Raw genomic sequence first — 24,389 nt, forward strand, 5'->3', positions numbered from 1 at the left:
TGGAAATCGGTTTCCGTCCGAACCCGCGTGGCAAGCATGCGGCCGATCCGGCGGCAAAGTGGGGCGGACTCTCCAATGGATACAGCGACTTCGGAACATGCGCAGGAAAAGCCCGTCGAGCAGGTGCCGCCGCCGGAAGGCGCGACCGTCGATGTCGAAGCCTTGATGGCAAGCCCCGAACGCTTCATCAACCGTGAATTCTCCTGGCTGCAGTTCAATCGCCGCGTCCTAGAGGAAACGCTGAACACCGCCCATCCGCTGCTGGAGCGCGTGCGTTTCCTGTCGATCTCGGCGGGCAACCTCGACGAATTCTTCATGGTGCGTGTCGCCGGCCTCGAGGGCCAGGTGCGCCAGGGCGTCGGCATCCGCAGCCCTGACGGCAAGACTTCGGCCGAACAGCTCGACGACATCCTCAAGGAGATCGACAATCTCCAGATGGAGCAGCAGGCCTCGCTTGCCGTGCTCCAGCAGTATCTCGCCAAGGAAGACATCCTGATCGTGCGCCCGACCGGGCTGTCGAGCGACGACAAGGTCTGGCTGCAGCAGGAATTCACCCAGTCGATCTTCCCGGTTCTGACGCCGCTGTCGATCGACCCGGCCCATCCGTTCCCCTTCATCCCCAATCTGGGCTTCTCGATCGGCCTGCAGCTGGAAAGCACGACGGGCAAGGAGCCGATGACGGCGCTCCTGCGCCTGCCGGTCGCGCTCGACCGCTTCATCCGCCTGCCCGACGCCAAGGGCGCGATCCGCTACATCACGCTGGAGGACGCGGTCGGGCTCTTCATCGGAAGGCTCTTCCCCGGCTACATCGTGCGCGGCTCGGGCACCTTCCGCATCATCCGGGACAGCGATATCGAAGTGGAGGAAGAGGCCGAAGATCTCGTGCGCTTCTTCGAGACGGCGCTGAAGCGCCGCCGTCGCGGCTCGGTGATCCGCATCGAGACCGATTCGGAAATGCCCGAATCGCTGCGCCGCTTCGTCGTCGGCGAACTCAACGTGCCGGACAACCGTGTCGCCGTTCTGCCCGGCCTTCTCGCCCTCAACACGCTGTCGGAAATCGCCAAGGCGCCGCGCAACGACCTTCGGTTCGAGCCCTACAATGCCCGATTTCCCGAACGCGTCCGAGAGCACGCCGGAGACTGCTTCGCCGCCATCCGCGAAAAGGACATGGTCGTCCACCACCCCTACGAAAGCTTCGACGTGGTGGTCCAGTTCCTTCTCCAGGCTGCGCGCGATCCTGACGTTCTGGCGATAAAGCAGACGCTCTACCGCACCTCCAACGACAGCCCGATCGTGCGCGCGCTGATCGACGCCGCCGAGGCCGGCAAGTCGGTGACGGCGCTGGTGGAACTGAAGGCCCGCTTCGACGAGGAAGCCAACATCCGCTGGGCGCGCGACCTCGAACGCGCCGGCGTGCAGGTCGTCTTCGGTTTCATCGAACTGAAGACCCATTCCAAGATGTCGATGGTCGTGCGCCGCGAGGAGGGCAAGCTTCGTACCTATTGCCACCTCGGCACCGGCAACTACCATCCGATCACCGCGAAGATCTATACGGATCTTTCCTTCTTCACCTGTAACCCGACGATCGCCAACGACATGGCGAACATCTTCAACTTCATCACCGGCTACGGCGAGCCCGAAGCCGGCATGAAGCTCGCTTTCTCGCCCTATACGCTGCGCCCGCGCATTCTCCGCCATATCGAGGAGGAGATTGCGCATGCCAGGAACGGCGCTCCGGCGGCCATCTGGATGAAGATGAATTCACTGGTCGATCCCGACATCATCGACGCGCTCTATCGCGCGAGCCAGGCGGGCGTGGAGGTGGATCTCGTCGTGCGTGGCATCTGCTGCCTGCGCCCGCAGGTTCCCGGCCTTTCCGACAACATCCATGTCAAATCCATCGTCGGCCGCTTCCTCGAACATTCCCGCATCTTCTGCTTCGGCAACGGCCACGGGCTTCCCTCAGACAAGGCGCTGGTCTATATAAGCTCCGCGGACATGATGCCGCGAAACCTGGACCGGCGAGTCGAGACACTCGTGCCTTTGATCAACCGGACGGTGCATGAGCAGGTTCTCTCGCAGATCATGTTGGGCAATCTCATCGATAACCAGCAGAGCTACGAGATTCTTGCGGACGGAACGTCCCGGCGCATGGAAGTGCAGCCCGGTGCCGAGCCGTTCAACGCTCAGCACTACTTCATGACCAACCCCAGCCTGTCCGGCCGGGGTGAAGCTCTGAAGTCCTCGGCACCGAAGGCGATCGCGGGCTGGAAAGGCCGCCGTAAGAAGTAAACTGGATATGCATGGTTGAGTCTGAAGCCCAGGGGCGTTTGCCTGGAATTGCCCCGGTGTCAGTCGTGGATATCGGTTCGAACTCGATTCGCCTCGTGATCTACGAGGGCATGAGCCGTTCGCCGGCCATCCTGTTCAACGAGAAGGTGATGTGCGGCCTCGGCAAGGGGCTTGCCAAGACCGGCCGCATGGATCCGGCCAGCGTCGAGCGGGCGCTTGCCGCCCTTCATCGCTTCAAGGCGCTCTCCTGGCAGGCGCGCGCCTCCACCATGTTCGCGCTGGCGACCGCCGCGGCGCGCGAGGCGGAAAACGGTCCGGATTTCATCCACCAGGCGCAGCTCATCCTCGGCCAGAAGATCCGCGTCCTCACCGGCGAGGAAGAGGCCTATTTCTCCGCGCTCGGCATCGTCAGCGGTTTTCACGATCCCGACGGCATCGTCGGCGACCTTGGCGGCGGCTCGCTGGAGCTGGTCGACGTGGCGGGCGCCATGATCGGCCGCGGCATCACGCTGCCGCTTGGCGGCATCCGCCTCTCGGAAGCCTCCGGCGGCTCGACCGCCCAGGCCCGTATCGTCGCGCGCAAGTACCTGCGCACCGCCAACCTCCTGAAGAACGGCACCGGCCGCGCCTTCTATGCCGTCGGCGGCACCTGGCGCGCCATCGGCGCCCTGCACATGGAGGTGCAGAACTATCCGCTGCACATGATCCAGGGCTATGAGCTCGGCTTTGCCGATGCCATGGATTTCCTGACGGACATCGTGACGGCCAAGGATCAGAAGGACGCCGCCTATGCGGCGATCTCCAAGGGCCGCCGCAACCTGCTTCCCTTCGGCGCCGTCGCCCTGCAGGAGACGATCGCGCTGATGAAGCCCTCCCGGGTCTTCTTCTCCGCGCAGGGCGTGCGCGAAGGTTTTCTCTATTCGCTCTTGCCCGACCGGGAAAAGGGACGCGATCCACTGCTTGCCGCCGCCGGCGAGCTTGCCATCCTGCGCGCCCGCTCGCCGGAACATGCCCGCGAGCTTGCCGAATGGACCGGCCGCATGATGCCGTTCTTCGGCATCACCGAAACGGAGGAGGAGCGCCGCTACCGCGAGGCTGCCTGCCTGCTTGCCGATATCAGCTGGCGCGCCCATCCCGATTATCGCGGCCTGCAGGCGCTGAACCTCATCGCACACGGCACCTTCATCGGCATCACCCATCCGGGCCGCGCCTTCATCGCACTCACCAACTACTACCGCTTCGAAGGCCTGAACGACGATGCCGTCAGCAGTTCGCTGGCCGCGATCGCCACGCCCCGGCTGCGTGAGCTGGCGAAACTCGTCGGTGCCCTGCTGCGGATCGTCTACCCGTTCTCTGCCTCCATGCCCGGCGTCGTGCCGCACCTTTCCATCCGCAAGTCGAGCGCGCCGGATACCGACCTCGAATTCGTCGTGCCCGCCGATTTTTCCGAGCTTGCCGGCGAACGGCTCGACGGCCGCCTGCAGCAGCTTGCCAAGCTGACGGGCAGGAAGCTCGCCTTCCGGTTCCTGTGAGGCCCGCGATGAGAGCCTTGATCCTTCTTTCAGCCCTGTTCTTTGCCGCAAGCGCGGCTGCGCAGGAATGGCAGGCGGTCGAGCGCGTCGAGCCCTACAGCGTCGCGGGTTCGACGGGGCTCGAGATCTACCAGTCGATCGGCGCGCGCGGTCCGAAGCTCGGCGTCGCCCGCGTCATCGCCCATACCGGCTTCAAGCTTACCTGGACGCGCAAGTACGAGCGCCAAGGCAATGCCTGCACCATCACGGTCAACAGGCCGAAGCTGATCATCACCTATACGCTGCCCAAGCTGAAGACGAAGCTCTCCGAGCCGCTGAAAAGCCGCTGGGACACCTTCATTGCCGGCGTGACCGCCCATGAGAAGGTGCATGGCGATTTCATCAGGGACATGGTGAAGGAGATCGAGGCGGCGAGCGTCGGCATGACGGTCGAAAACGATCCCAATTGCCAGAAGATCCGCCCGCAGCTTCAGGCAAAGCTCGGCGAACTCTCCCAGGCCCAGCGCACCCGCAGCCGCGACTTCGACCAGGTCGAACTCAACGACGGCGGCAACGTCCACCAGCTCATCCTGCATCTGGTCGATCCGCGCTAGACATCAAGGGGAGCAGCGGCGCCCGGAGGCGCCGCCGCAGATGTTCACTCGGCCTTCAGCAGGTCGCCCGCTTCGATGAGCACGAACTCGTTGTCGTCGGCCTTGTCGAGGGCGCGGCCGGCGGAGAAGGGCAGGTTGTTGTCGTTGCCGACGATGATGTGGGTCTCGTCGATGCGGTCGACATTCTCGATCGTCAGGAACGGCATGTCGTAGAAGCCTTCGCCGCCGCCCTGGCGCTTCCTGTTGTCGGGGTCGGCGATCTTCAGGAGGTCGATATAGCCGATCTTGCGCACGGCCTTGCCGGCGTTCTCGTCGGTCATGGCGATCTTGTAGATGCGCTTGACCTTCGAGGCGGTGGCAAAGCAGTCGGGCTTGGGGTCCTTGGCGTCGGCGCAGGCCTTGTCCGCGGTGCCGACGCCGTTGTCGCGTTCGATCACCAGCGCGGTCGTTTCGTCCAGCATGTTGAAGTCGCCGATCGCCTCGCTGCCCTCGGCGAGCGGATAGAGCCAGCTGCGGCCCGTCCACGCCCTGGAGGCGACGTCGAGCTCGATGATGCGCAGCGCAGGCCGTCCGTCTGCCTGCTCGACGCTCTCGCTGTCCACCCAGATCGGGCCTTCCAGGAGACCGTAGAGCTTCGTGCCGTCCTTGGAGAGCGCCAGGCCCTCATAGCCGCCGGAACGCTTCAGGTTGAAGGCCGGCATCTTCTTGGTGGGATCGGCCTGCACGGCGAGCGTTGCATTGTCCGGCGAGGTGACCGGCTTGCCGTCCACTTCGGTGGCGATCACGTCGGTGAGCTTGCCGTCGAGGTCGAATTTCAGGATGTAGGGGCCGAATTCCTCGCCGACCCAGAAGCCGTCGGCAACCGGCTGGATGGATTCTACGTCGAAGTCGCCGCCCGTCAGATAGCGCTTTTCAGCGCCTTCCATGACGATCGGGAACGGCGCTTTTTTATCCGGGTCCGAGAGGAAGACGGTCTTGACCGGCTCCATCGTGCCCTTGTCCCAGTCGAAGCGCACATTGTGCAGCATCAGCATGGCGTCGGTGGAGTTCAGCTTGTTGCCGAAGCCGTTGTCGGAAAGCGTCCAGAACGAGCCGTCCTCCATGGTCTTGATGCCGGAGAAACCCTGCATCGGCTGGCCGTCGAAGGGCAGCGACAGACCGGTTTGGCGCACGCCGTCCTTGCCCATGACGGTGCCGAGCGCCTCGGTGCGCTTGCGGTCGGCGGTGGTGAACTTGCCCGAGGTCTTCAGATAGGTGGCGGCATCGGCCGGGGCGGCGATGATCGTGTTGGCCGGCAGGATCGCATGGGCCTTCAGCGTGGCCGGAAATTCCTTGTCGCTGGCCCCGGCGGCGGTTGCCATCAGGAGTGCGAGCGCGGCGGTCGAAAAAAGATGTCTGGTCATGAATATCCCCATCGGGTTGGCAAAACGAGGCCGTTGATAGGGGGCGCACATGACTGCTGCTTGACAGTTGCTTGTCGCTTTCGTGACGGTCCGGGGGATTTCTGGGATCAGATGGCGAGCGCCGCAAAGCGGCCGGGCGTCATGCCGAGCGCCTTCTTGAAGTGGCGGTTGAGATGCGCCTGGTCGGCAAAGCCGCTGGCAAAGGCGGCTTCAGCGATGCTTTCCCCCGCAGCGATCAGGGTTTTTGCCCGCTCCAGCCGGCGCATGACGAGATAACGGTGCGGGCTGGTGCCGAGCAGCTGGCGGAACTGCCGGGACAGCGCGAAGCGGTCCAGTCCGGTCACCTGTTCGAGCTCCGCGGAGTTCACCTGCCGGGAAAGGTTTTCCCTGAGGAAATCGCAGGCCCGACGCACCTCCGAATGGGCGAGCCGGCCCATCTTCGCCTGCGGCGCGCCGGCATGGTCGAGCAGAAGGCCGGCGATTTCTCCCAGCAGCTCGTCGAGCTTCAGCGGTTCGATTGCCGCATCCATGCTGCCGATGGCGTCCAGCAGCAGGCCCGCCAGCTTCGGATCGTCAATGACGGGCGCGGCGACGAAGGGCAGCGTACGCCCGCGCGCGGCGGTCGCAGGCAGGAAGCGCTCCGGCGGGATGTAGATCATGCGGTAGGTGAGGCCGTCCTCGGTGGCCGCGCCCCCGTCATGCATCTCGTCGGGATGCAGCACGATCACGTTGCCGGGCGGGCTGAAGCGGGCCTCGCCGCGGTAGGAGAAGGTCTGGATGCCGGCCATTGTGACGCCGAGCGCATAGGTGTCGTGCCGGTGCGGCTCGAAGCCCTTGCCGTGGAAGCGCGCCTCGATGCGTTCGATGCCGGCGAGTTCCGGCGCCACGAGGATGCGGTCCCTTTCCGTGCACGAACGTTCAAGCGGGCCTTCGACCGCGCCTGCTATCGCATTGGCCGCGGAATGGTCCGCAGCCTCTTCCCGGGAGTATACCTGCATGTTCGATACCAAGTTCGCCATTGTCCTGCGCGAGGACCTGGAGGTCTGGCAGAAGCTGAACGTGACCGCCTTCCTGTCCGGCGGCGTCATCGGCCGGAAACCGGAGCTGATCGGCGAAGCTTATCGCGATGCGGCCGGCAATGTCTACAATGCGCTGAGCGTGCAGCCGGTCATCGTGCTGTCGGGGGACGGAACGACGCTGTCGAAGATCCATGCCCGGGCGCTGGAACGCGACGTCCCGGCCTCCGTCTATATCGAGGAAATGTTTGCGACCGGCCACGACGCCGCCAACCGCGCCGTCTTTTCAGAATTCGGGCCCGCTGACGCCAAGGTCGTCGGCATCGCGGTGCACGCCGACAAGAAGACGGTCGACCGCATCACCAAGGGAGCGAAGCTGCACGCCTGACTGGGGCATTTCCAGCGAACTCCGGTTTACCGGAAATGCCCTGGATTCTTGTTTTTACCGCATTATCCGACGCCGAAGCGATCTCGCTTCGGCTGGAAATGCGCTAAAGTGCGACCGCCTCGATCTTCTTGTCGACGAAGCGCAGTGCCACCTTGCCGGTGATGAGGTTGAGGGCTGTTTCCCCGAAGAGCTCGCGGCGCCAGCCGGAGAGGGCGGCGACCTCGGCCTTCTCGCCGTCGACGGCGATCTTTTCCAGATCGTCGCTGTTGGCGATGATCTTGGCGGCGACGCCTTCCTTCTCCGAGACGATCTTCAGGAGCACCTTCAGCATTTCGCTGGCCGCGGCAGCCCCCTCCGGCACGTGGGCCTGTCGGGGCAGGCGCGGCAGGTCGGTCTTCGGAATGGCGAGCGCCTCGTTGATGGCCTCCAGCAGGGCGGCACCCGATTGTGAGCGCTCCCAGCCCTTGGGAATGGTGCGCAGGCGCGCCAGCGCCTCGGCATCGGCCGGTTGCTGCTGGGCGATCTCGTAGATCGTGTCGTCCTTCAGGATGCGCGACCGCGGCACGTTGCGGCCGCGCGCCTCGCGCTCGCGCCAGGCGGCGACCTTCTGCAGCACCGCCAGCTCGATCGGCTTCTTGACGCGCATCTTCAGCCGCTTCCAGGCGTCGTCCGGATGCAGGTCGTAGGTCTCGCGCGATTCCAGGACCGCCATTTCCTCGGTCAGCCACAGCGAGCGGCCGGCGGCCTCCAGCTTCTCCTTGAGCGCGAGATAGACGTCGCGCAGGTGCGTCACGTCGGCCAGCGCATATTCGAGCTGCTTTTCGGTGAGCGGCCGGCGGCTCCAGTCGGTGAAGCGCGAGGACTTGTCGATATGCACGCTCTTGATCTTCTGGACGAGCTGGTCGTAGGACACGCTGTCGCCGAAGCCGCAGACCATGGCGGCAACCTGCGTGTCGAAGATCGGATGCGGAATGAGGTCGCCGCGGTTGACGATGATCTCGATGTCCTGTCGGGCGGCATGGAACACCTTCAGCACCGCCGGGTTCGCCATCAGGGCGAAGAAGGGGGCGAGGTCGAGACCCTTGGCCAGCGGATCGACGATCACCTCGATCTCTGGTCCCGCCAGCTGGATCAGGCAGAGTTCCGGCCAGAAGGTGGTTTCCCGCAGGAACTCCGTGTCGATGGTCAGATACTCGGACCGGGCGAGTGTCTCACAGGCTTCGGCAAGGGCTGCGGTGGTCTCGATGATCTGCATAGCGGCTCGGGCGGACTTTCTCGTTCTTGGATCGGGCAGCTTTAGACGTTCCACGGTTTTGCCACAATCGAAAACTTGGCCCTCCGGATGTCAGGTCACCCGCACATAGCTCGTCATGCCGGTCTTCTGGTGCTCGATGATGTGGCAATGAAACACCCAGTCGCCCGGATTGTCGGCGACGAGGGCGAGCTGCACCTTCTCGTCCGGCAGGATAAGGTAGGTGTCGGAAAAATGCGGGCGGATCGCCTGCTTGTTGGAATTCATCGGCCGGAAGACGAGGCCGTGCAGGTGGAGGGGGTGGACCTGCGGCGTCGGGTTCTCGACATTGAAGATATAGGTCCGGCCCGCCTTCATCTCGGCGAGCGGGGCGGTCGGGTCGCCCGTGTCGTCCGCCCACGGCACCTTGTTGATGGCCCAGAAATTGTAGCCGAGCGAGCCGCAGATGCCGTCCTTCGGCCGCTCCTCCGCCGAGGCGCTGAGGATGAAGGGGATTTCGGTGGCGGCGGAAAGGTCCGGCTCGGGCAGCGGATTTTGCGAAAGCAACGGCAGGTCGCGCGCGTCGCGCTTCAGCGAGGCGCCGGTGGCGCGGAAGGTGGCGAGCGTTGCCGGCTTCGTGCCGCGCAGGTCCTTCAGCGCCGCGACGGCGCCTTCCATGTCGGGCATGCGCAGCGCGAGATCGAGCCGCTGGCCGGGGCCGATCAGCAGATGGTCGAGCGCAAAGCGCGTCGCCGCCGGATTGCCGTCGAGGGCGATGACCGTGGCCTCCGCGCCTTCCACCTGGAGCGCAAGGATGCGGGTGACGTCGGTCGCGGCAAGGCGCAGGCGCACGAGGCCGCCGGCCGGCGCGTCATATTGCGGCGACTGCCGCCAGTTGGCGGTGCGCACCGTGCCGAAGGTGCCGGCCCGGGCGGCATCGCGCGGCTTGAACTGGGCGATGAACTGGCCGTCGCCGCCGAGCCGCCAGTCGCGCAGGTTGAGCACGATCTCGGCGTCGAAGACCGGATCTGCCGGGTCCTCCACCACGATGAGCCCGGCAAGGCCGCGGCCCATCTGTTCCAGCGTGTTGCAGTGGGGATGGTACCAGAAGGTGCCGGCATCGGGCGGGGTGAAGGCATAGTCGAACCCGTCGCCGCCATAGACATAGGGCTGGGTCAGGAAGGGCACGCCGTCCATCTTGTTGTCGATGCGAAGCCCGTGCCAGTGGATCGTCGTCGGCTCGTCGAGCCTGTTGTCGAGGCGCAGCGCAAAGGCTTCGCCGCGCCGCATGCGCAGCACCGGCGGAATCTCGGCATCGCCATAGGTCATGACGCCCCTGGTCGGGCCCTTGCCGGTGAGCATCGCCTCGCCGGGACGGGCGACGAGCGTTGTCGACGCTGCCGCCTTCGCCAGCCCGCCATAGCGGCCGGCCAGCCCGACGCCGCCGGCATAGGCCCCGGCGACGAGTGCGCCCTTCATCAGCGTGCGGCGTGTCAGCATGGCAGTCCCTCCGGTGCGTCCCTTGCTTCTAAACCTGAGGGCATGGCTCAGCAATAAGTGCCGCTCGACCACATTGCCGCAGGCTCACGGCTCGCCGTTGCGGTCCTTGTCGGCGAGCTTGTTGAAGAAGAAGGAGGTGCGCAGGAGGTTGCGGAAGCGGCTGCGCCGCGCGCCGGCGGGCACGGCCGGGCGGGCGCTCATGCGCAGCGCCGTATAGGCCATGAAGGCGACGAGGACGACGGCGGTGTAGAGGAACAGCGCCTGCGGGCCGAAGAACTGCAGCAGAACCGAGGCGAAGAGCGGGCCGATGATCGCCCCGCAGGACCAGAAGAACAGCATGCCGGCGGAAACCAGCGCATGTTCGCCTTCGCCCGCATGATCGTTGGCATGGGCGGAGCAGAGCGAATAGAGCGGCATGGCGAAGGCGCCGAAGACGAAGATGCCGACAAGGTTCTTCAGTTCGTCGCCGCCGGCGAAGATGGCGAGGTAGAGCGCGGCAAGTGCCGAACCGAAGGTGGCGATGAGGATGATCAGGCGCCGGTCGAGCCGGTCGGAATAGAGGCCAAGCGGATATTGCAGCACCACGCCGCCGACGATGCCGGCGCTCATGAAGCTGGCGATCGCCGTCACCGTCAGGCCGATGTCGTGGGCGTAGATCGGCCCGAGATTGCGGAAGGCCGCATTGGTGAGGCCGACGACGATGCAGCCGACGGTCGCCAGCGGCGAGATGTTCCAGAGCTTCTTGACTTCGAAGCGGATCGCCTCCGGCACCGTCGGGCTGGAGCGGTCGGCAAGCGAGATCGGCACCAGCGACAGCGACAGCGACATGGCGACGATGGCGAAGAGCTCGAAGCCGCCGATGCCGATGCCCGGGATGAGATACTGTGCCGCCGTCACGGAGCCGAGGTCGACGAGACGGTAGATCGAGAGGGTGCGCGCCCGGTTGGCATTGGTGACGGCGGCGTTCAGCCAGCTCTCGACGGTGGCGAAGAGGCTGGCGAAACAGATGCCGGCGACGAGCCGCATGGCGAACCAGAAGATCGGGTCGACGACCAGGAGCATGGCGATCGCCGAGGCCGAGGCGATGGCCGCCATGGCGGAGAAGGTGCGGATATGGCCGATGGCGCGCAGGACGCGCGTCACATAGATGCAGCCGATGGCAAACCCGATGGAATAGCCCGCGCCGACGAAGCCGATGACCGAGGTGGAAAAGCCTTCCTGCGAGGCGCGCAGCGCGATGAACGTACCCTGCAGCCCGTTCCCTCCGATCAGGATGCCTGCGGTGACGAGAAGGGGAATCAGGGGGCGAATCGTGGACATGCGGCCACTATGGCGAAGGATTTCCTGAATGGGAGAGGGAAAGCGGGGCGGGCGCGGAAATTGTATGCAATCCGGACCGGCGCCCCTCCCGCCGGCGCTATTCGTCGAGCAGTTCCGCCATGATGCGCAGGTGATCGGCCTGCAGAGGTTTTTCGAAATAGCTTTTCACGAAGCTGTATTGCATCGCCCGTTCGCGGTCCTTGCCGAGATGGGAGCTCGTCAGCATGGCGACGACGGGGGCGTGCACCTCGAATTCCTCGGCATAGCGATCGAGGAATTCGAAGCCGTTCATGACGGGCATGTTGATGTCGAGGATGATGGCGTTGGGCGTCTCGCGGTGCAGGATGTCGAGCGCCTCCGCACCGTCGAACGCCTTCAGGATGCGGATCGACGGATCATATTTGCGGATGGTGTATTCACAGATGAACTGGTCGTTCTCATCGTCATCGACGATCAGGATCGATTGGATATTCATGCTCAGTCCCCGTCGGGCAGTTCTATGATGAACCGGCTGCCCTTATCTCTAGCTTCATAGAGCGCCGTGCCGCCGAGGGCTTCCGTGCTCTTTCTCAATATGTAGAGGCCGAGCCCGCTGCCGAAGGATCGGTTCGGGTGTAGCCGTTTGAACATCTTGAACAACAAATGGCGGCTTGCGGGCGGAACGCCCAGGCCGTTGTCTTCCACCGACAGCCGCAGCTTGCCGGCATAGCGGAAGGCGCGGATGTCGATCGCCGGCTCGGCTTCCTTCGGGTCGTGATACTTGACCGCGTTGGAGAGCATGTTGCCGACGATGACCTGGAATTTCGACGGCTTGCTTAGGATTGTCAATTCCGCCGGCACATGATTTTCGATGTGGATCCGCTTGGAATCCTCAAGATGTGACAGCGCGTCGATCGCCTCGGACACGAGCGCCCGCAGCGCGATGGGCCGCTCTTCCTCCTCCATCAGCCGGTTGCGGGTGATGGTGATGATGTTCTGGATCAGGTGGTCGAGCCGGCGGAAATTCTTCTCCATGCGCTGCAATGTCTGGCCGAGCGCCGTGATTTCGCCTTCCGCCAGCATGTCCCTGGAAATGGTGAGCAGGCCGAGCGAGGAGGCGATCGGCGAGCGCAGGTCGTGCGAGGTACGGTAGGCGAACTCCTCCAGTTCGGCATTCGCCTCGATCAGCGCCTGCTCGCTCGCCTTGCGCTCGGAAATGTCGCGCACGATGCCGCTGTAGATGACCGCGCCGTCGAGCTCCAGCTTGGCGACGGCAAGGTCGAGCGGGAAAATGCTGCCGTCCTTGCGCCGGCCCTCCACCTCGCGGCCGATGCCGATGATCTTCGCCTCGCCGCTGTGGTTGTAGTTGGAAATGTAGCGGTCGTGCTCGCCGTGATAGGGCTCGGGCATCAGCATCTTGACGTTGCGCCCCATCATCTCCTCCGGCGAAAAGCCGAAGATGCGCGTGCAGGCCGGGTTGGCCGAGAGGATGAGGCCGCGGTCGTCGATGGTGATGATGCCGTCCACCGCGTTGTCGATGATGGCCGTGAGCCGGGCGCGGCTTTCTGCGAGATCCGCTGCCATGCGCCGCGCACGGCGGGACGAGAAATAGAGGTGCGCGACGAGGGCGCCGTAGAGAAGGCCGGAGATCAGCACCAGCGAGGAGAGCGTCGCGCGGGCATTCGTGCCGTCGCCCGAGAAGGTGATGCCGAACGAGGCCTCGTAGCGCTCCAGCTCGTAATAGGCCATGCCGAGCAGGAGAAGGTAGGTGGCAAGGCCGAGCACGCCGGCAAGCGTCAACCGGTCCTGGCCGGTCTCTTCCGTGCCCACGAAGATAAGCGCGACGCTGACGGCGACGAAGCAGCTCCCGCTCTGGAAGGACATGCGCGTGAAGCGCACCCAGTCGTGGGCGAAGTCCAGCGAGATCGCGTAGCCGATCAGGGCGGCCGCCGCGATGATGAAGGTGACGAAGCCGAGCGCTATCTGCATCATGCTGTTGCGGCCGGACAGGGCCCGCAGCGCCAGAGCCAGGCTGACCAGCATCAGGCAGAGCGCCGTGTTGGGGGCGATCCGCCCCGGCAGGCTGGTGCCGATATCGACGAAGGGCGTGTGCAGCAGCGTGTCGATGCCCGCATCGATGCCGAAGACATGCTGGGAGAGGGCCAGCGCGCCATAGAGGAAGACCGGCAGCATCATCAATGCCGGCAGGCGCGCGAGGCCGCGTGTGGAAAGAAGGAGCGCGAGCCCGACGATGGCGAAGGCGAGGGCCGCATTGAACTTCATGCCGAACAGGTAGGGATGGCGCTTCGCCAGGTCGATGGGCTCCGCAAGCCAGATCGCCACCATGACGGTGCCCACGACGATGCACCAAAGGCCCGCCGCGACGTTCGCCCTTTGCCAGGACCATGCAGAATTCAAGAGTGCCCCCATCGCGGTTCGACCGCCGCGCGCACTCTAGCGTGAAGGTTGCATCGCGAACAGGTGCCGTAGGGGGAGGATACGGTAAAATCTCCGCCGGTCAGGCGGCATCGTCCCGCGTCGTGCCGGTGTCGAGCTGCCCGGTGAGGGTTTGCAGATCCGCGGTCAGGGCCTGCAGGGCCTCGACCGAACAGCCCGTCGCCTTGCCGATCTGCATGCGGATCGCCACGGCCTCGCGCTTCATCGCATGGCCCTTGTCGGTGAGGGTGATGAGGACCTGACGCTCGTCGCTCCGGTCGCGGGCACGGTGGATGTAGCCGGCTGCCTCCAGCCGCTTGAGGAGAGGGGAAAGCGTGCCGGAATCAAGGCCGAGTGTCGTGCCCAGCGCCTTCACCGTGCGCCCGTCCTCCTCCCACAGCGTCATCAGCACGATATATTGCGGATAGGTGAGGCCATAGGGATCGAGCAGCGGCTTGTAGGTGCGGTTCAGCGCATGGGCGGCCGAATAGACGGCGAAACAGAGTTGCTGGTCGAGGGCCAGCATGCCCGCGGGGATATCGTCCGTCTCAGCTTCGTCACGTTTGTCGGTCATGGTGCCATTGTCGCACAAACGGCCAAAATTGCAATTTGCAAAATCATATTGCGCGCAATCTAATTTTGCGCTATCTAGATTTCATCAGCAACGAAACCCGGAAGGAGACATCCCATGCCCATTCTCTACAGAACCAAGGCTTCTGCAACCGGCGGCCGCGCCGGCCATGGCGCAACCGAAGACGGCACCGTCGACGTCACGCTCACCCTGCCGAAGGAACTCGGTGGTGACGGCGCGGCCGGCGCCAACCCGGAAAAGCTCTTCGCTGTCGGTTATTCCGCCTGCTTCCTCGGCGCGCTGAAGTTCGTCGCCGGCAAGGAAAAGGTAAAGATCCCCGATGACGCCAAGGTCACGGCGACTGTCGGCATCGGCCCGCGCGAAGATGGCGGCGGTTTCGGCCTCGAAGCCGCGCTCGAAGTCTCCGTGCCCGGCGTCGACAAGGCCGTGGTCGAGGACCTCGCCAAGAAGGCCCATGTCGTGTGCCCCTACAGCCACGCCACCCGCGGCAATCTGGACGTCAAGACCACCGTCGTCTGATCGGCTTGCGAGCCAAACGAAAAAGGCCGCCCGGAACATGTCCCGGGCGGCCTTTTTGTGTCCTTGGGGCAGGTCAGAACTCTTCCCAGCTCTCCGCCTTCAGGGCCGTGTTGCCGGAAAGGCGGGGCCGGGCCTGCGCCATGCGCTGCGGTGCGGCCTGTGCCACGCGGGCCGGCTGCGCGAGCGTGAAGCGGCCGATCAGCTGCCGCAGCTTTTCGGCCTGCGCCACCAGCGTTGCGGAGGCGGCGTTGGTTTCCTCCACCATGGCGGCATTCTGCTGCGTCGTCTGGTCCATCTGGTTGACGGCCGTGTTGATCTCCGAGAGTCCGACGGACTGTTCGCGGGCGGAGACGGCGATCGCCTCCATGTGCTGGTTGATCGTCGCGACATGGCCGCCGATCGCCTGCAGGGCCTCGCCGGTGTCGCTGACCAGCTTCACGCCGTTGCGCACCTCGGTTTCGGAGTTGCGGATGAGCTCCTTGATCTCCCTTGCCGCCTGGGCGGAGCGCTGGGCAAGCTCGCGCACCTCCTGGGCGACGACGGCAAAGCCCTTGCCGGCTTCCCCGGCGCGCGCGGCCTCGACGCCGGCATTCAGCGCCAGAAGGTTGGTCTGGAAGGCGATTTCGTCGATCACGCCGATGATGCTGGAGATCTGGCCCGAAGACTGCTCGATGCGCTGCATGGCGTTGACGGCCCTCGCGACGATCTCGCCGGAATGGCTGGCCGAGCCGTTGGCTTCCACCGCCACCGTGCGGGCCTCTTCCGCCCGCCGCGTCGAATTGCCGACATTGGCGGTGATCTCGTCGAGCGCGGCGGCGGTTTCCTCGAGCGAGGCGGCCTGCTGCTCGGTGCGCCGGGAGAGCGCGTCGGCACCGTGGCTGATCTCGCGGGTGCCCGTATCCATCTCCTCGACCGACTGCGCGACGGCGCCGAGCGCTTCACCGAGCTGGCCCACGGCGGCATTGAGGTCGCTGCGCAGCTGCTCGAAATCCGGCGCGAAGGCATCGTTCAGCCGGAAGGAGAGGTCGCCGGCGGCAAGGCGGCGCAGGCCGGTGGCAAGACCGGCGGTCGCCTCCTGCAGGCGTTTCTGCGCGGCCGCCTCCGCCTCGTCCTGCAGGCGCACCCGGTCGGCCTCCGCCTGCAGGCGGGTTGCCTCGGGCGCGCGCTCCAGCCGGTGCTTGTCGATCGCCGACTGGCGAAAGATCTCGACCGCGCCGGCAATGCTGCCGATCTCGTCCTTGCGGCCGCGGAACGGCACCTCGAAATCGGTGACGTCGCGGGCGAGCGTCTGCATGATCGCGGTGATCGTCTTCAGCGGGCGCGAGACGCCGGCGATGATGATCCAGAAGGCGAGGGCGGAGACGGCGAGCGCCACCGCGCCGAAGATCGACAGCAGGACGAGGTTGAAGGTCTTGGTGGCGCTGGCCTTGGCGAATTCCTCCTCGCCGACGCGGATCTGCAGGTCGACCAGGGCCGCGACATAGGTGCCGATCGGGTCGATCGTCGGGTAGAGCCGCGTTTCCACATAGGCATCGAGCGCCGCCTTGTCCCTGGCCTTCAGGATCGCGATGAGGTCCTGGATGCTGCCGGCCTGCTTCTGCATTTCGGCGCTCATCTGGCCGACGAGGCCGCGCTCCTCATTGGTGAGGTAGGAGGCGGCATAGCTGTCCCAGATCGTCTGGATGGTCGCCAGCGCCTCCGTGTTCAGTCGCTGCCCTTCCTCCCAGCCGAGCGCGCCGCTGCGCACCTTGTGGGCGGTGTCGACGATGTTGACGGCATAGAGGTCGCCGACCTTCTTCAGGCTTGCGGCGGGTTGCAGCCGGTCGACGACGATGGTGCTCATCGAGGCCGACATGGCATTGAGAACGAGATAGGTGGAAAGCGTGGCGCCGGCGAGCAGCAGCGTCAGGACGAGCGTCACCGCACTGAGTTTCGTGGAGATCTGCATGGGAAGGCCTTACCGTTCTGAACCGTGGAGATGGTAAACGGTAGAGAAATTTTATTTAGCATATATTAAATTTAGAAAGATCTAATTATGGTTGTATTTACCTTTCGGTAATCGCTCATCCGCTGTGGCGTGGCCGGCCCGCGGGCCCTGTTCCATGCGAAACAGCGGCGGGCGCGGCGATGTGAGACCTTCTGGTCACCGGATGAGAGAGGCTCATCCAAGAGAGATGAGGAGAGACCCCATGCGCAAGATCATCGTTTCCGCCACCGTTGCCCTCGTTGCCGCCGTTTCCTTCGCGGCCCCCTCGCAGGCCGGATATTACAGCTATGGCTACAAGCCGCACTGCTTCATCAAGAAGGTGAAGTCCTACGACTACTACGGCAACGTCATCATCAAGAAGATCAAGGTCTGCAAGTAAGCGTCCCCGGCACAGACCTTTGAGCGAAAGGCCCGGAGCCCCAGCCTCCGGGCCTTTTGTCGTGCAGGGAGGGTATTCGATCAGCTTGTCATGAGAAAAAGAATTGCTATATTGTTTCTCATGAAAGGAGATCGCGCCATGCAACGCAAGCCCATCGCAAAGGCCAATGCCGAAGGCGCCGTGCTCACCAAGGCGGCCGTCAATGCGGCGGAGCGGCTGGGGTTGACGGCGCGCATCCTCTCGGCGGTCATCGGCGTCTCGGAGGCGACGGTCTCCCGGCTGAAGCGGCAGGACGTGCTTCTGGAGCGTGGCACCAAGCCGTTCGAGCTGGCGGTGCTGCTCGTGCGCCTCTTCCGCTCGCTCGATGCCGTCACCGGTGGCGACGAGGCTGTCGCCCGCGCCTGGATGACGGCGGACAACACCGTGCTCGGCGAACGCCCTGTCGACCGCATCGTTTCCATTTCCGGCCTCGTCGATGTCCTCGCCTATCTGGACGCCCGCCGCGCTCTCGTCTGAGGCGCGGCCCTTTGCGGGGCCCGTCTGGCGTTTCGTCGAGGCGCAGCACCGCGTCTCGACGCTGAAACTCGTCGATACGCTGGACGAGCAGGCGCTGCTGGAGGACCTCCTGGAGGAGAGCAAGCCGGTGCTGCCGCCGGAATGCGCCGGTCTCGACTATCTGCTCGCGACCCCGTTCCGCTACGGCGCCGTCTATCCGCACGGCTCGCATTTCCGCCGCGCCGGGCGCACGCTCGGCATCTATTATGCCGGGTTTTCCGTCGAGACGGCGCTTTCCGAAATGGCCTTCTACCGGCTGCTGTTCTTCGCCGAATCGCCCGCAACGCCGCTGCCGGCCAACGCTGCCGACTACACCGCGTTTTCCGCCCTGGTCGAGACCGGCGGGGCGCTCGATCTTACCGCCCCACCGCTCGACCGCGATGCGGCCGTGTGGACGCACCCGACCGACTACGCCGCCTGCCAGTCGCTGGCCGACGGCGCGCGGGCGGCCGGCCTTGCCGCCATCCTCTATCGCTCGGTGCGCGATCCGGCCGGCGGCACCAACATGGCACTTCTCACCGCCTCTGCCTTCGCTGCGCCAAAGCCGGTGGAGCGCCAGACCTGGCGCATCCGGCTTTCGCGGCTTGGCGTGCAGGCGCTGTGCGACCACCCGCCGCGCCGCATCGGCTTCTCCCGCGAGGATTTTCGTGGTGACCCGCGCATCGTTTCAGGCGGATAGGGCCGCCTCGGCGAAGAAGTCCTCGGGTCCGTCCACCTCGATGAGCCGCCGCTTCTCGATCACCCAGAAGCGGTTGGCCACCGACCGCACGAAGGCGCGGTCGTGCGAGACGATGAGGCAGCTCGCCTCGTTTGCCGTCAGCTCCCGCTCCAGCGCCTCCTGGCCCTCGATGTCGAGATGGTTGGTCGGCTCGTCGAGCAGATAGAAGTTCGGATTGGTCAGCCGCAGCACCAGCATGCCGAGCCGCGCCTTCTGCCCGCCGGAGAGCTGGCCGACCGGCCGCCCCTGCTGTTCGATGGAGAGCCCGGCGCCGGCCAGAAGGCTGCGCGCCCGCTGGTCGCCGATGTCGAAGCGATGGATGATCGTACCGCGCGGCGTCTCGGCGTCCGAAAGGTCCGAAAGTGCCTGGTCGCCATAACCGAGCACCAGCGAGGGCGTCGCCTTGATACCCTCCTGACCGGCGCCCGCTGCCGCGATCGCCGCGCGCAGCCGCTGGACGAGCCGCGTCTTGCCGGCCCCGTTGAGACCGAGCAGCACGATGCGGTCGCCCTGGCAGATGAACTTCTGGTCCGTGCGGAAGAGGAGGGTGCCATCCGGCGTCTCCACGGCGGCGTCCTCCAGCGTCACCAGCACCTTGGCATGGGTGCCGCGGTTGGCGAGGCGGATGGCGCCGGCCGAGCGCTCATGGTGGGCGGGGCGCGCGGCATCCTCGATCCGCTCGGCCCGTTCCTTCAGCTGCTTGGTCTTGACCACCAGGAGGTCACTGCCGGAGTTGATGCCGATATTGTTGAGCTTGGCGGCCTGCTGGCGCAGCTGCTGGGCAACCTTCATGTCCTTCTCGAAGCGCCGCTCCTCGGCCGCGTCCGCCTCGTCGAGCGCCGCCCGGGCGCGCGAATAGGGCAGGGTGAAGAGCTGCGAGCGCTCGGGCCTCAGGAACAGCGTGCGGTTGGTCACGGCGTCGAGGAAGGCGCGGTCGTGGCTGGAGATGACGACCGGCATGTCGCGCGGCAGGCTGGCGAGCCACCCCTCCAGCCGGGCGATCTTCGAGAGGTCGAGATGGTTGGTCGGCTCGTCGAGGAGCAGCACGTCCGGCTCGCCGACGCGCACGCGGGCGATCAGCGCGATGCGCTGCCAGCCGCCGCTGAGCTGGCGGAGCGGCCGCTCGCGCAGCGTCTCGGGCACCTCCAGCTCCTCCAGCGTGACATCGGCCCGCCAGCTTTCGCTCTCCTGCTGTTCGGCAGAAAGCGCGCCGAGCACGGCCTCGCGGAAGGTCAGCGCGTCGAGGCCGGTCGGAAGGTTCTGCTCCATATGCCCGACGGTGAGGCCGCGCGCGCGGGTGATCTCGCCTGTCGTCGGCTCGAATGCGCCGGTGATGCATTTGAGCAGGGTGGATTTTCCCCGCCCGTTGGCCGCCACGAGGCCGATCCGGTCGCCGGCGGCGACGGCGAGGTTGAGATTGGCGAAAAGCGGGGTGGAGACGGTGACGCCGAGGGCGCGGATATTGATGAGCGACATGGAACGATCTCTGGTCTTCGGAGCCCCGCGGCGCGGCATCGGCCGTCGATCACGCGAAAAGGCTCAGGGGACACGGATGCGGAGTGAGCGCATCCGCCGGGTAAGGCGGACCAGAAGAAGAGTGTGTTCGTTCCGATCAGCCCTGCAAACGCATCTGCAGGGCAAGATCAGGGCCGTGCGTACGGTGTGGCAGAAATTCGTATTTCACGCGCAGCCCTCTCTTACGTGTTGCGAACGGGGGAGGGATAGCATTGGCCTGCGGTGTTTGGCAAGCGGGGGGAGGCGCCCCTCATCCGGCTGCCGCCACCTTCTCCCCGCAAGCGGGGCGAAGGGATTTGTGGCAAGGTCCCGTCCTATTTCCGCCGGCCCCTCTTGCGGGAAACCGGATCGGCATCCCCTTCTCCCCGCCTGCGGGGAGAAGGTGGCGGCAGCCGGATGAGGGGCCGCGCCGCGCCCGCAGCGCCTACCGCCGCAGGCTGCCGAGGATGCCGCGCACCAGCGCCCGGCCGAGCGAGGAGGCGACGGTCCGCGCCACGGACTTCATCGCCGCTTCCGCGACGGTCTCGCGCTGGTAGCCGGAGCGGGCCTTCGGCTGCTTGGGGGCGGGCTGGGCGGCGGGCTCGTCGTCGCCGAAACCGGGCAGGGTCCAGCGGCTGCCGCCGGAGGACGGGGTGTCTGCCTGCTGCTCTTCCGCCTGCTCCTGCGCGGCGGCGGCTTCGGCGGCCTTCTTGGCGCGGGCGGTGAGGATCTCGTAGGCGGATTCGCGGTCGAAATCCTCGTCATAGAGGCCCGCGACGGGGCTGACGCCCATGATCTCCTTGCGCTCGGCCTCGGTAACCGGGCCGAGGCGCGAGGCCGGCGGGCGGATCAGCGTGCGCTCCACCATGGAAGGCGCACCCTTGCCTTCGAGCGTCGAGACGAGCGCCTCGCCGGTGCCGAGATTGGTGATGACCTCGGCGCAATTGAAATCCGGGTTGGGGCGGAATGTGTCGGCCGCGGTCTTCACCGCCTTCTGCTCGCGCGGCGTATAGGCGCGCAGCGCATGCTGCACGCGGTTGCCGAGCTGGGCGAGCACGGTTTCCGGCACGTCGAGCGGGTTCTGCGTGACGAAGTAGACGCCGACGCCCTTGGAGCGGATGAGGCGCACGACCTGTTCGACGCGCTCGGTGAGCACCTTCGGCGCGTCGTTGAACAGAAGATGCGCCTCGTCGAAGAAGAAGACGAGCTTCGGCTTGTCGGGATCGCCCACTTCCGGCAGCACCTCGAACAGTTCCGAGAGCATCCAGAGCAGGAACGTGCCGTAGAGGCGCGGGTTCATCATCAGCTTGTCGGCCGCCAGGACCGAGATCGCGCCGCGTCCGTCATTGGTGGTGCGCATGATGTCGGAGATCTTCAGCGCCGGCTCACCGAAGAACTGCTCGGCGCCCTGCTGTTCGAGGATCAGCAATTCGCGCTGGATCGAGCCGACGGAGGCCTTGGAGATGAAACCGAACTGGCTGGAGAGCGTCGAGGCGTTCTCGCCCATATAGTTGAGCAGCGCCTGGAAATCCTTCAGGTCGAGCAGCGGCAGTCCGCCCTGGTCTGCGATCTTGAAGGCGATGTTGATGACGCCTTCCTGCGCGTCCGTCGCGTTCATCAGGCGCGAGAGCAGCAGCGGGCCCATCTCGGAAATGGTGGTGCGGACGCGGTGGCCCTTCTCACCGTAGAGGTCCCAGAAGATCACCGGGAACTGCTGGAATTCGTAGGGCGAAAGGCCGATCTGGTCGGCGCGCTTCTGCAAAAAGTCCTTGGCCTCGCCGATGGCGCCGATGCCCGAGAGGTCGCCCTTCACGTCGGCGCAGAACACCGGCACGCCGGCATTGGAAAAGCCTTCGGCGAGGATCTGCAGCGTCACCGTCTTGCCGGTGCCCGTCGCGCCCGTCACGAGGCCGTGGCGGTTGCCGAACTTCAGCTCCAGATATTCCGGCTTGTTGTTCGTATCGTCAGGCTTGCGGCTGGTGCCGATATAGAGTTTTCCGTCCTGAAGAATGGATTCCGTCACGTTGAAACTCCTTCGAAAGCCGTTCTGACCCGATCACTGCCCACGGGCGGATCGCCGCGCCGGGCAGGTTTTCATTGAATCGTCTCAGGCAGGTTATAAGGATAGTCCCGCACGGGAACAACACGCTTTCAAAGCGCGCCCGCCCGGTCGTGGACGCCCCGTGCAGCCGGCTTGAGTTTGCCGGGGAATTCATTTACCTTGACGTCAACGTCAATTCCCTTTCGGAGGATTTTCCATGAACGAACTCGTCACCCGCGTTGCCGATGCCGTCGGTATCGATGCCGCCCTGGCGGAAAAGGCCATCGGCATGATGCTCGGCTTCTTGCAGCGCGAGGCCGCCGACGGCCCGGTCGCCCGCATGATCGAGGCCATTCCGGGCGCCTCCGAGCTGGTCGCCCAGTATAACGGCGAAGGCACGGGCGGGGGCGGTCTGCTTGGCGGCCTGATGAGCGCCATCGGCGGCGGCGGCGTCATGGGTCTCGGTCAGCAGCTTATGAGCGAAGGCCTCGGCATGGGCGAGATCACCGGCCTTGCCAAGGAAACCATGGCGGTCGCCCGCGAGCATGCCGGCGCCGACGTTGTCGACGAGGTCGTCGCCTCCGTACCGGGCCTCAGCCAGTTCGTCTGATCGGGCCTTCGCCATCCCGCGCCGGCGGGATGGCCTCCCGCCTCAGCCGGATGGCGGAGATTTCAGCCACTTGCGCAGGCGGCCGCGCGCATTGGCATAGGGGGATGCGGTGTTGAACTGGATCATCCTGCCCATAGGCCATTTTTCATACCAGGGGCGTCCGTAGAGTGCCGCGTCGTTCTTCCGCTCCACCGCGGCGAGAATTGCCTGCTTGGCGGCTTGCAGCCGGTTCAGCAGGTGCGGATAGGGCAGGCCCTCGTAGTCGCGGTAGAATTTTCCGGCGAGCCTGCCAAGCTCGTTCCATTTGAATCCGGTTTCCGGAAAGTCGATGGGCGCACCGGCGGCGTCTCGCGCAAGCCATTTCAGCACCAGCTCGTTCCAGCCCGTCAGATAGGCGACGAGGTCGAAGGGGCTCATCCGCGTGTCCTTGGCATGGCCCTCCATCGTGCGCTCGTGCACACGCGTCTCCGGAACCTCCGCCAGCGTTTTCAGAAGCTTGCCGAATTCGGTGTCTATGGCCGCGATCAGCGCGGCCTTGTCCTGCGGAACGGCCATGATACCCCTGAAATCTGTCGTTCAGGAGCCTACAGCGGTTTTTCGCCGGCGACATGCGTCAAATCGCGGCGGCCGGATCGGGAGGGGCTCAGCGCCGGCGTGCCAGCATCAGGGCGGCGGTGAAGAGCGTCAGCCCGATGCCGACGGAGAGCGGCCCGGCCTTCGGCCCGCCGGCCTCCATGATTGCGCCGGTCAGTGCCGAGCCTGCCCCGCTGCCCGCCGCATAGGCGAGGGCGAAGGCGGCGGCGCCGGCCACCAGCATGGCGCTGCTGTAGCGTTCGCCCAGCATGGTGAGCGCGCAGGTGTAGAGCGAGAAGGTGGCCGTGCCCATCAGCGCGAAGACCGAGAGGATGGCGATTTCCGACTGCATCGACGGCAGGATGAGATAGCTCGCCGCCGCGGTGCTGACGGCCGCCATGGCGACGCGTTCGCGCGGCAGCTTGTCGAGCAGCAGGCCGATGAAGGGCTGGGCGATCGCCGTCGGCAGCGCCAGCACCGTCACGCTGATCGCCGCAAAGGCCTCCGTATGCCCCATCTTCACGAAATAGACCGGCATGGCCGAGATGGCGGCGATGTCGGCGAAGCCGAAGACGAAGACCATGCCGACGAGCAGCGGTGCCGCCCTGAAGAAGCGGAAGACGTCGCTTGTGGACGATGGCTCCGGCACCGTCCTTGTCGAGAACATCAGCATGGCGGTCGCAAAAGCGACGATGGCGAGATAGACGGCGGTCAACGCGAAGCCGAGCCCGCCCTCGCTGCCGAGCAGTGGAATGGCGAGCGGGCCGGCGGCAAAACCGGCGCACATGCCGGCGCCGTAGATGCCGGAGACCCGGCCGCGCAGCCGGTCCGGGCAGGCGGCGCTGAGCCAGGCTTCGCCGAGCATGAAGATGAGGCTGGCGAAGAAGCCGAGCAGGAAGCGGGCGACGAACCAGACCACAAACGAGGAGGAGGCCGCGAAGGTGGCAAGGCAGAGCGAGCAGCCGACGAGGCTGGCGATGATCAGCCGGTCGGCCCGCCAGCGCGCCGTCAGGCTGCCGAGGAGCAGCGTCGAGGCGGCAAGGCCGGTGGCGAAGGCGAGCGCGTTGACGCCGATCAGCGCCGGCGAGAAACCGCGCGCCTCCAGCGTCAGCGAGATCAGCGGATAGGTGAGCCCCTGCGCCACGGAAAAGGCGGTGACGCCGAGAATGACGGCGGCAATGGCCGGCCAGTCCGGCGAGAAGACGGTTGACGACGAGGACTGCATGAAGGG

22 protein-coding genes are annotated in these 24,389 nt (G+C 65.5%); 9 read left to right on the top strand and 13 right to left on the bottom strand.

Annotation, left to right across the window (positions count from 1 at the left end):
- Nucleotides 1–75 precede the first annotated feature (75 nt).
- The 3 genes from EXZ48_RS05515 to EXZ48_RS05525 are packed head-to-tail and all read left to right on the top strand — an operon-like array spanning nucleotide 76 to nucleotide 4,417.
- On the top strand, nucleotides 76–2,292 hold the full coding sequence (locus EXZ48_RS05515; RefSeq protein ID WP_024270861.1) for an RNA degradosome polyphosphate kinase: 2,217 nt from the start codon (nucleotides 76–78) through the stop codon (nucleotides 2,290–2,292).
- 11 nt (nucleotides 2,293–2,303) lie between these two features.
- Nucleotides 2,304–3,824, top strand: a complete 1,521-nt coding sequence (locus EXZ48_RS05520) for a Ppx/GppA family phosphatase (protein WP_023515251.1) — start codon at nucleotides 2,304–2,306, stop codon at nucleotides 3,822–3,824.
- A gap of 8 nt (nucleotides 3,825–3,832) precedes the next feature.
- Complete coding sequence (locus EXZ48_RS05525; protein ID WP_130514723.1) at nucleotides 3,833–4,417, top strand: DUF922 domain-containing Zn-dependent protease; 585 nt, start codon at nucleotides 3,833–3,835, stop codon at nucleotides 4,415–4,417.
- Between the two features lie 44 nt (nucleotides 4,418–4,461).
- On the opposite strand, the gene EXZ48_RS05530 is transcribed toward EXZ48_RS05525, so the two are convergent.
- Together EXZ48_RS05530 and EXZ48_RS05535 are read right to left on the bottom strand one after the other, a co-directional pair.
- Nucleotides 4,462–5,820 carry an esterase-like activity of phytase family protein gene (locus EXZ48_RS05530; RefSeq protein ID WP_130514725.1) on the bottom strand — a complete coding sequence of 453 codons (1,359 nt, stop codon included), beginning with the start codon at nucleotides 5,818–5,820 and terminating at the stop codon, nucleotides 4,462–4,464.
- 107 nt (nucleotides 5,821–5,927) lie between these two features.
- Nucleotides 5,928–6,818, bottom strand: a complete 891-nt coding sequence (locus EXZ48_RS05535) for an AraC family transcriptional regulator (protein ID WP_130514727.1) — start codon at nucleotides 6,816–6,818, stop codon at nucleotides 5,928–5,930.
- On the opposite strand from EXZ48_RS05535, the gene EXZ48_RS05540 reads away from it, so the two are divergent.
- Nucleotides 6,817–7,224 carry a DUF2000 family protein gene (locus EXZ48_RS05540; protein WP_023515247.1) on the top strand — a complete coding sequence of 136 codons (408 nt, stop codon included), beginning with the start codon at nucleotides 6,817–6,819 and terminating at the stop codon, nucleotides 7,222–7,224. The genes EXZ48_RS05535 and EXZ48_RS05540 overlap by 2 nt on opposite strands.
- A 103-nt stretch (nucleotides 7,225–7,327) precedes the next feature.
- Here the strand turns inward: EXZ48_RS05540 and rnd are convergent, their stop codons facing one another.
- From rnd to EXZ48_RS05570, 6 genes are all read right to left on the bottom strand, one after another.
- Nucleotides 7,328–8,473, bottom strand: a complete 1,146-nt coding sequence (gene rnd / locus EXZ48_RS05545; protein ID WP_037407995.1) for a ribonuclease D — start codon at nucleotides 8,471–8,473, stop codon at nucleotides 7,328–7,330.
- Between the two features lie 96 nt (nucleotides 8,474–8,569).
- Entirely contained in the window at nucleotides 8,570–9,955 is a 1,386-nt protein-coding gene (locus tag EXZ48_RS05550; RefSeq protein WP_050743510.1) for a multicopper oxidase family protein, read from the bottom strand.
- A gap of 84 nt (nucleotides 9,956–10,039) precedes the next feature.
- Nucleotides 10,040–11,275 carry an MFS transporter gene (locus EXZ48_RS05555; RefSeq protein WP_130514729.1) on the bottom strand — a complete coding sequence of 412 codons (1,236 nt, stop codon included), beginning with the start codon at nucleotides 11,273–11,275 and terminating at the stop codon, nucleotides 10,040–10,042.
- A gap of 97 nt (nucleotides 11,276–11,372) precedes the next feature.
- Nucleotides 11,373–11,750 (bottom strand): response regulator, encoded by a 378-nt coding sequence (locus tag EXZ48_RS05560; RefSeq protein ID WP_023515243.1) that lies wholly within the window; start codon nucleotides 11,748–11,750, stop codon nucleotides 11,373–11,375.
- Between the two features lie 2 nt (nucleotides 11,751–11,752).
- A complete protein-coding gene (locus EXZ48_RS05565; RefSeq protein ID WP_165909285.1) occupies nucleotides 11,753–13,672 on the bottom strand; it encodes a PAS domain S-box protein in 1,920 nt (639 codons plus the stop codon).
- 100 nt (nucleotides 13,673–13,772) lie between these two features.
- Entirely contained in the window at nucleotides 13,773–14,264 is a 492-nt protein-coding gene (locus tag EXZ48_RS05570; RefSeq protein WP_023515241.1) for a MarR family winged helix-turn-helix transcriptional regulator, read from the bottom strand.
- Nucleotides 14,265–14,378: 114 nt separating this feature from the next.
- Here EXZ48_RS05570 and EXZ48_RS05575 point away from each other — a divergent pair, with 114 nt between their 5' ends.
- Nucleotides 14,379–14,801 (top strand): organic hydroperoxide resistance protein, encoded by a 423-nt coding sequence (locus tag EXZ48_RS05575; protein ID WP_024270860.1) that lies wholly within the window; start codon nucleotides 14,379–14,381, stop codon nucleotides 14,799–14,801.
- Between the two features lie 73 nt (nucleotides 14,802–14,874).
- Here EXZ48_RS05575 and EXZ48_RS05580 read toward each other — a convergent pair whose 3' ends face one another.
- Nucleotides 14,875–16,749 carry a methyl-accepting chemotaxis protein gene (locus EXZ48_RS05580; protein WP_130514734.1) on the bottom strand — a complete coding sequence of 625 codons (1,875 nt, stop codon included), beginning with the start codon at nucleotides 16,747–16,749 and terminating at the stop codon, nucleotides 14,875–14,877.
- A 241-nt stretch (nucleotides 16,750–16,990) separates the two neighbouring features.
- Here EXZ48_RS05580 and EXZ48_RS34770 point away from each other — a divergent pair, with 241 nt between their 5' ends.
- From EXZ48_RS34770 to EXZ48_RS05590, 3 genes are all read left to right on the top strand, one after another.
- The gene (locus tag EXZ48_RS34770; protein WP_023517002.1) at nucleotides 16,991–17,167 is read left to right on the top strand and encodes a hypothetical protein; all 177 of its coding nucleotides are present in this window, start codon (nucleotides 16,991–16,993) and stop codon (nucleotides 17,165–17,167) included.
- Between the two features lie 138 nt (nucleotides 17,168–17,305).
- Complete coding sequence (locus EXZ48_RS05585) at nucleotides 17,306–17,683, top strand: MbcA/ParS/Xre antitoxin family protein (protein WP_050743515.1); 378 nt, start codon at nucleotides 17,306–17,308, stop codon at nucleotides 17,681–17,683.
- Nucleotides 17,643–18,401 (top strand): RES family NAD+ phosphorylase, encoded by a 759-nt coding sequence (locus EXZ48_RS05590; protein WP_130514736.1) that lies wholly within the window; start codon nucleotides 17,643–17,645, stop codon nucleotides 18,399–18,401. Before EXZ48_RS05585 ends, EXZ48_RS05590 begins: the two co-directional genes overlap by 41 nt.
- Here EXZ48_RS05590 and EXZ48_RS05595 read toward each other — a convergent pair.
- Nucleotides 18,390–19,916 (bottom strand): ABC-F family ATP-binding cassette domain-containing protein, encoded by a 1,527-nt coding sequence (locus tag EXZ48_RS05595; RefSeq protein ID WP_130514737.1) that lies wholly within the window; start codon nucleotides 19,914–19,916, stop codon nucleotides 18,390–18,392. The genes EXZ48_RS05590 and EXZ48_RS05595 overlap by 12 nt on opposite strands.
- A gap of 463 nt (nucleotides 19,917–20,379) precedes the next feature.
- Complete coding sequence (locus EXZ48_RS05600; RefSeq protein ID WP_037407989.1) at nucleotides 20,380–21,945, bottom strand: helicase HerA-like C-terminal domain-containing protein; 1,566 nt, start codon at nucleotides 21,943–21,945, stop codon at nucleotides 20,380–20,382.
- A 247-nt stretch (nucleotides 21,946–22,192) separates the two neighbouring features.
- Here EXZ48_RS05600 and EXZ48_RS05605 point away from each other — a divergent pair, with 247 nt between their 5' ends.
- A complete protein-coding gene (locus EXZ48_RS05605) occupies nucleotides 22,193–22,585 on the top strand; it encodes a hypothetical protein (RefSeq protein WP_023515240.1) in 393 nt (130 codons plus the stop codon).
- Nucleotides 22,586–22,627: 42 nt separating this feature from the next.
- Here the strand turns inward: EXZ48_RS05605 and EXZ48_RS05610 are convergent, their stop codons facing one another.
- Complete coding sequence (locus EXZ48_RS05610) at nucleotides 22,628–23,140, bottom strand: ClbS/DfsB family four-helix bundle protein (protein WP_130514739.1); 513 nt, start codon at nucleotides 23,138–23,140, stop codon at nucleotides 22,628–22,630.
- An 88-nt stretch (nucleotides 23,141–23,228) separates the two neighbouring features.
- On the bottom strand, nucleotides 23,229–24,383 hold the full coding sequence (locus EXZ48_RS05615) for an MFS transporter (RefSeq protein WP_130514742.1): 1,155 nt from the start codon (nucleotides 24,381–24,383) through the stop codon (nucleotides 23,229–23,231).
- Nucleotides 24,384–24,389: the final 6 nt, after the last annotated feature.

Source organism: Shinella sp. JR1-6, assembly GCF_004284735.1.
Lineage (GTDB): Bacteria > Pseudomonadota > Alphaproteobacteria > Rhizobiales > Rhizobiaceae > Shinella.

Bases quoted from the DNA above. Each gene is read 5' to 3' on its own strand.
- EXZ48_RS05515 (WP_024270861.1), top strand. From the start codon at position 76: ATGGATACAGCGACTTCGGAACATGCGCAGGAAAAGCCCGTCGAGCAG.
- EXZ48_RS05520 (WP_023515251.1), top strand. From the start codon at position 2,304: ATGGTTGAGTCTGAAGCCCAGGGGCGTTTGCCTGGAATTGCCCCGGTG.
- EXZ48_RS05525 (WP_130514723.1), top strand. From the start codon at position 3,833: ATGAGAGCCTTGATCCTTCTTTCAGCCCTGTTCTTTGCCGCAAGCGCG.
- EXZ48_RS05530 (WP_130514725.1), bottom strand. From the start codon at position 5,820: ATGACCAGACATCTTTTTTCGACCGCCGCGCTCGCACTCCTGATGGCA.
- EXZ48_RS05540 (WP_023515247.1), top strand. From the start codon at position 6,817: ATGTTCGATACCAAGTTCGCCATTGTCCTGCGCGAGGACCTGGAGGTC.
- EXZ48_RS05535 (WP_130514727.1), bottom strand. From the start codon at position 6,818: ATGCAGGTATACTCCCGGGAAGAGGCTGCGGACCATTCCGCGGCCAAT.
- EXZ48_RS05550 (WP_050743510.1), bottom strand. From the start codon at position 9,955: ATGCTGACACGCCGCACGCTGATGAAGGGCGCACTCGTCGCCGGGGCC.
- EXZ48_RS05555 (WP_130514729.1), bottom strand. From the start codon at position 11,275: ATGTCCACGATTCGCCCCCTGATTCCCCTTCTCGTCACCGCAGGCATC.
- EXZ48_RS05560 (WP_023515243.1), bottom strand. From the start codon at position 11,750: ATGAATATCCAATCGATCCTGATCGTCGATGACGATGAGAACGACCAG.
- EXZ48_RS05570 (WP_023515241.1), bottom strand. From the start codon at position 14,264: ATGACCGACAAACGTGACGAAGCTGAGACGGACGATATCCCCGCGGGC.
- EXZ48_RS05575 (WP_024270860.1), top strand. From the start codon at position 14,379: ATGCCCATTCTCTACAGAACCAAGGCTTCTGCAACCGGCGGCCGCGCC.
- EXZ48_RS05580 (WP_130514734.1), bottom strand. From the start codon at position 16,749: ATGCAGATCTCCACGAAACTCAGTGCGGTGACGCTCGTCCTGACGCTG.
- EXZ48_RS34770 (WP_023517002.1), top strand. From the start codon at position 16,991: ATGCGCAAGATCATCGTTTCCGCCACCGTTGCCCTCGTTGCCGCCGTT.
- EXZ48_RS05585 (WP_050743515.1), top strand. From the start codon at position 17,306: ATGCAACGCAAGCCCATCGCAAAGGCCAATGCCGAAGGCGCCGTGCTC.
- EXZ48_RS05590 (WP_130514736.1), top strand. From the start codon at position 17,643: ATGTCCTCGCCTATCTGGACGCCCGCCGCGCTCTCGTCTGAGGCGCGG.
- EXZ48_RS05595 (WP_130514737.1), bottom strand. From the start codon at position 19,916: ATGTCGCTCATCAATATCCGCGCCCTCGGCGTCACCGTCTCCACCCCG.
- EXZ48_RS05605 (WP_023515240.1), top strand. From the start codon at position 22,193: ATGAACGAACTCGTCACCCGCGTTGCCGATGCCGTCGGTATCGATGCC.
- EXZ48_RS05610 (WP_130514739.1), bottom strand. From the start codon at position 23,140: ATGGCCGTTCCGCAGGACAAGGCCGCGCTGATCGCGGCCATAGACACC.
- EXZ48_RS05615 (WP_130514742.1), bottom strand. From the start codon at position 24,383: ATGCAGTCCTCGTCGTCAACCGTCTTCTCGCCGGACTGGCCGGCCATT.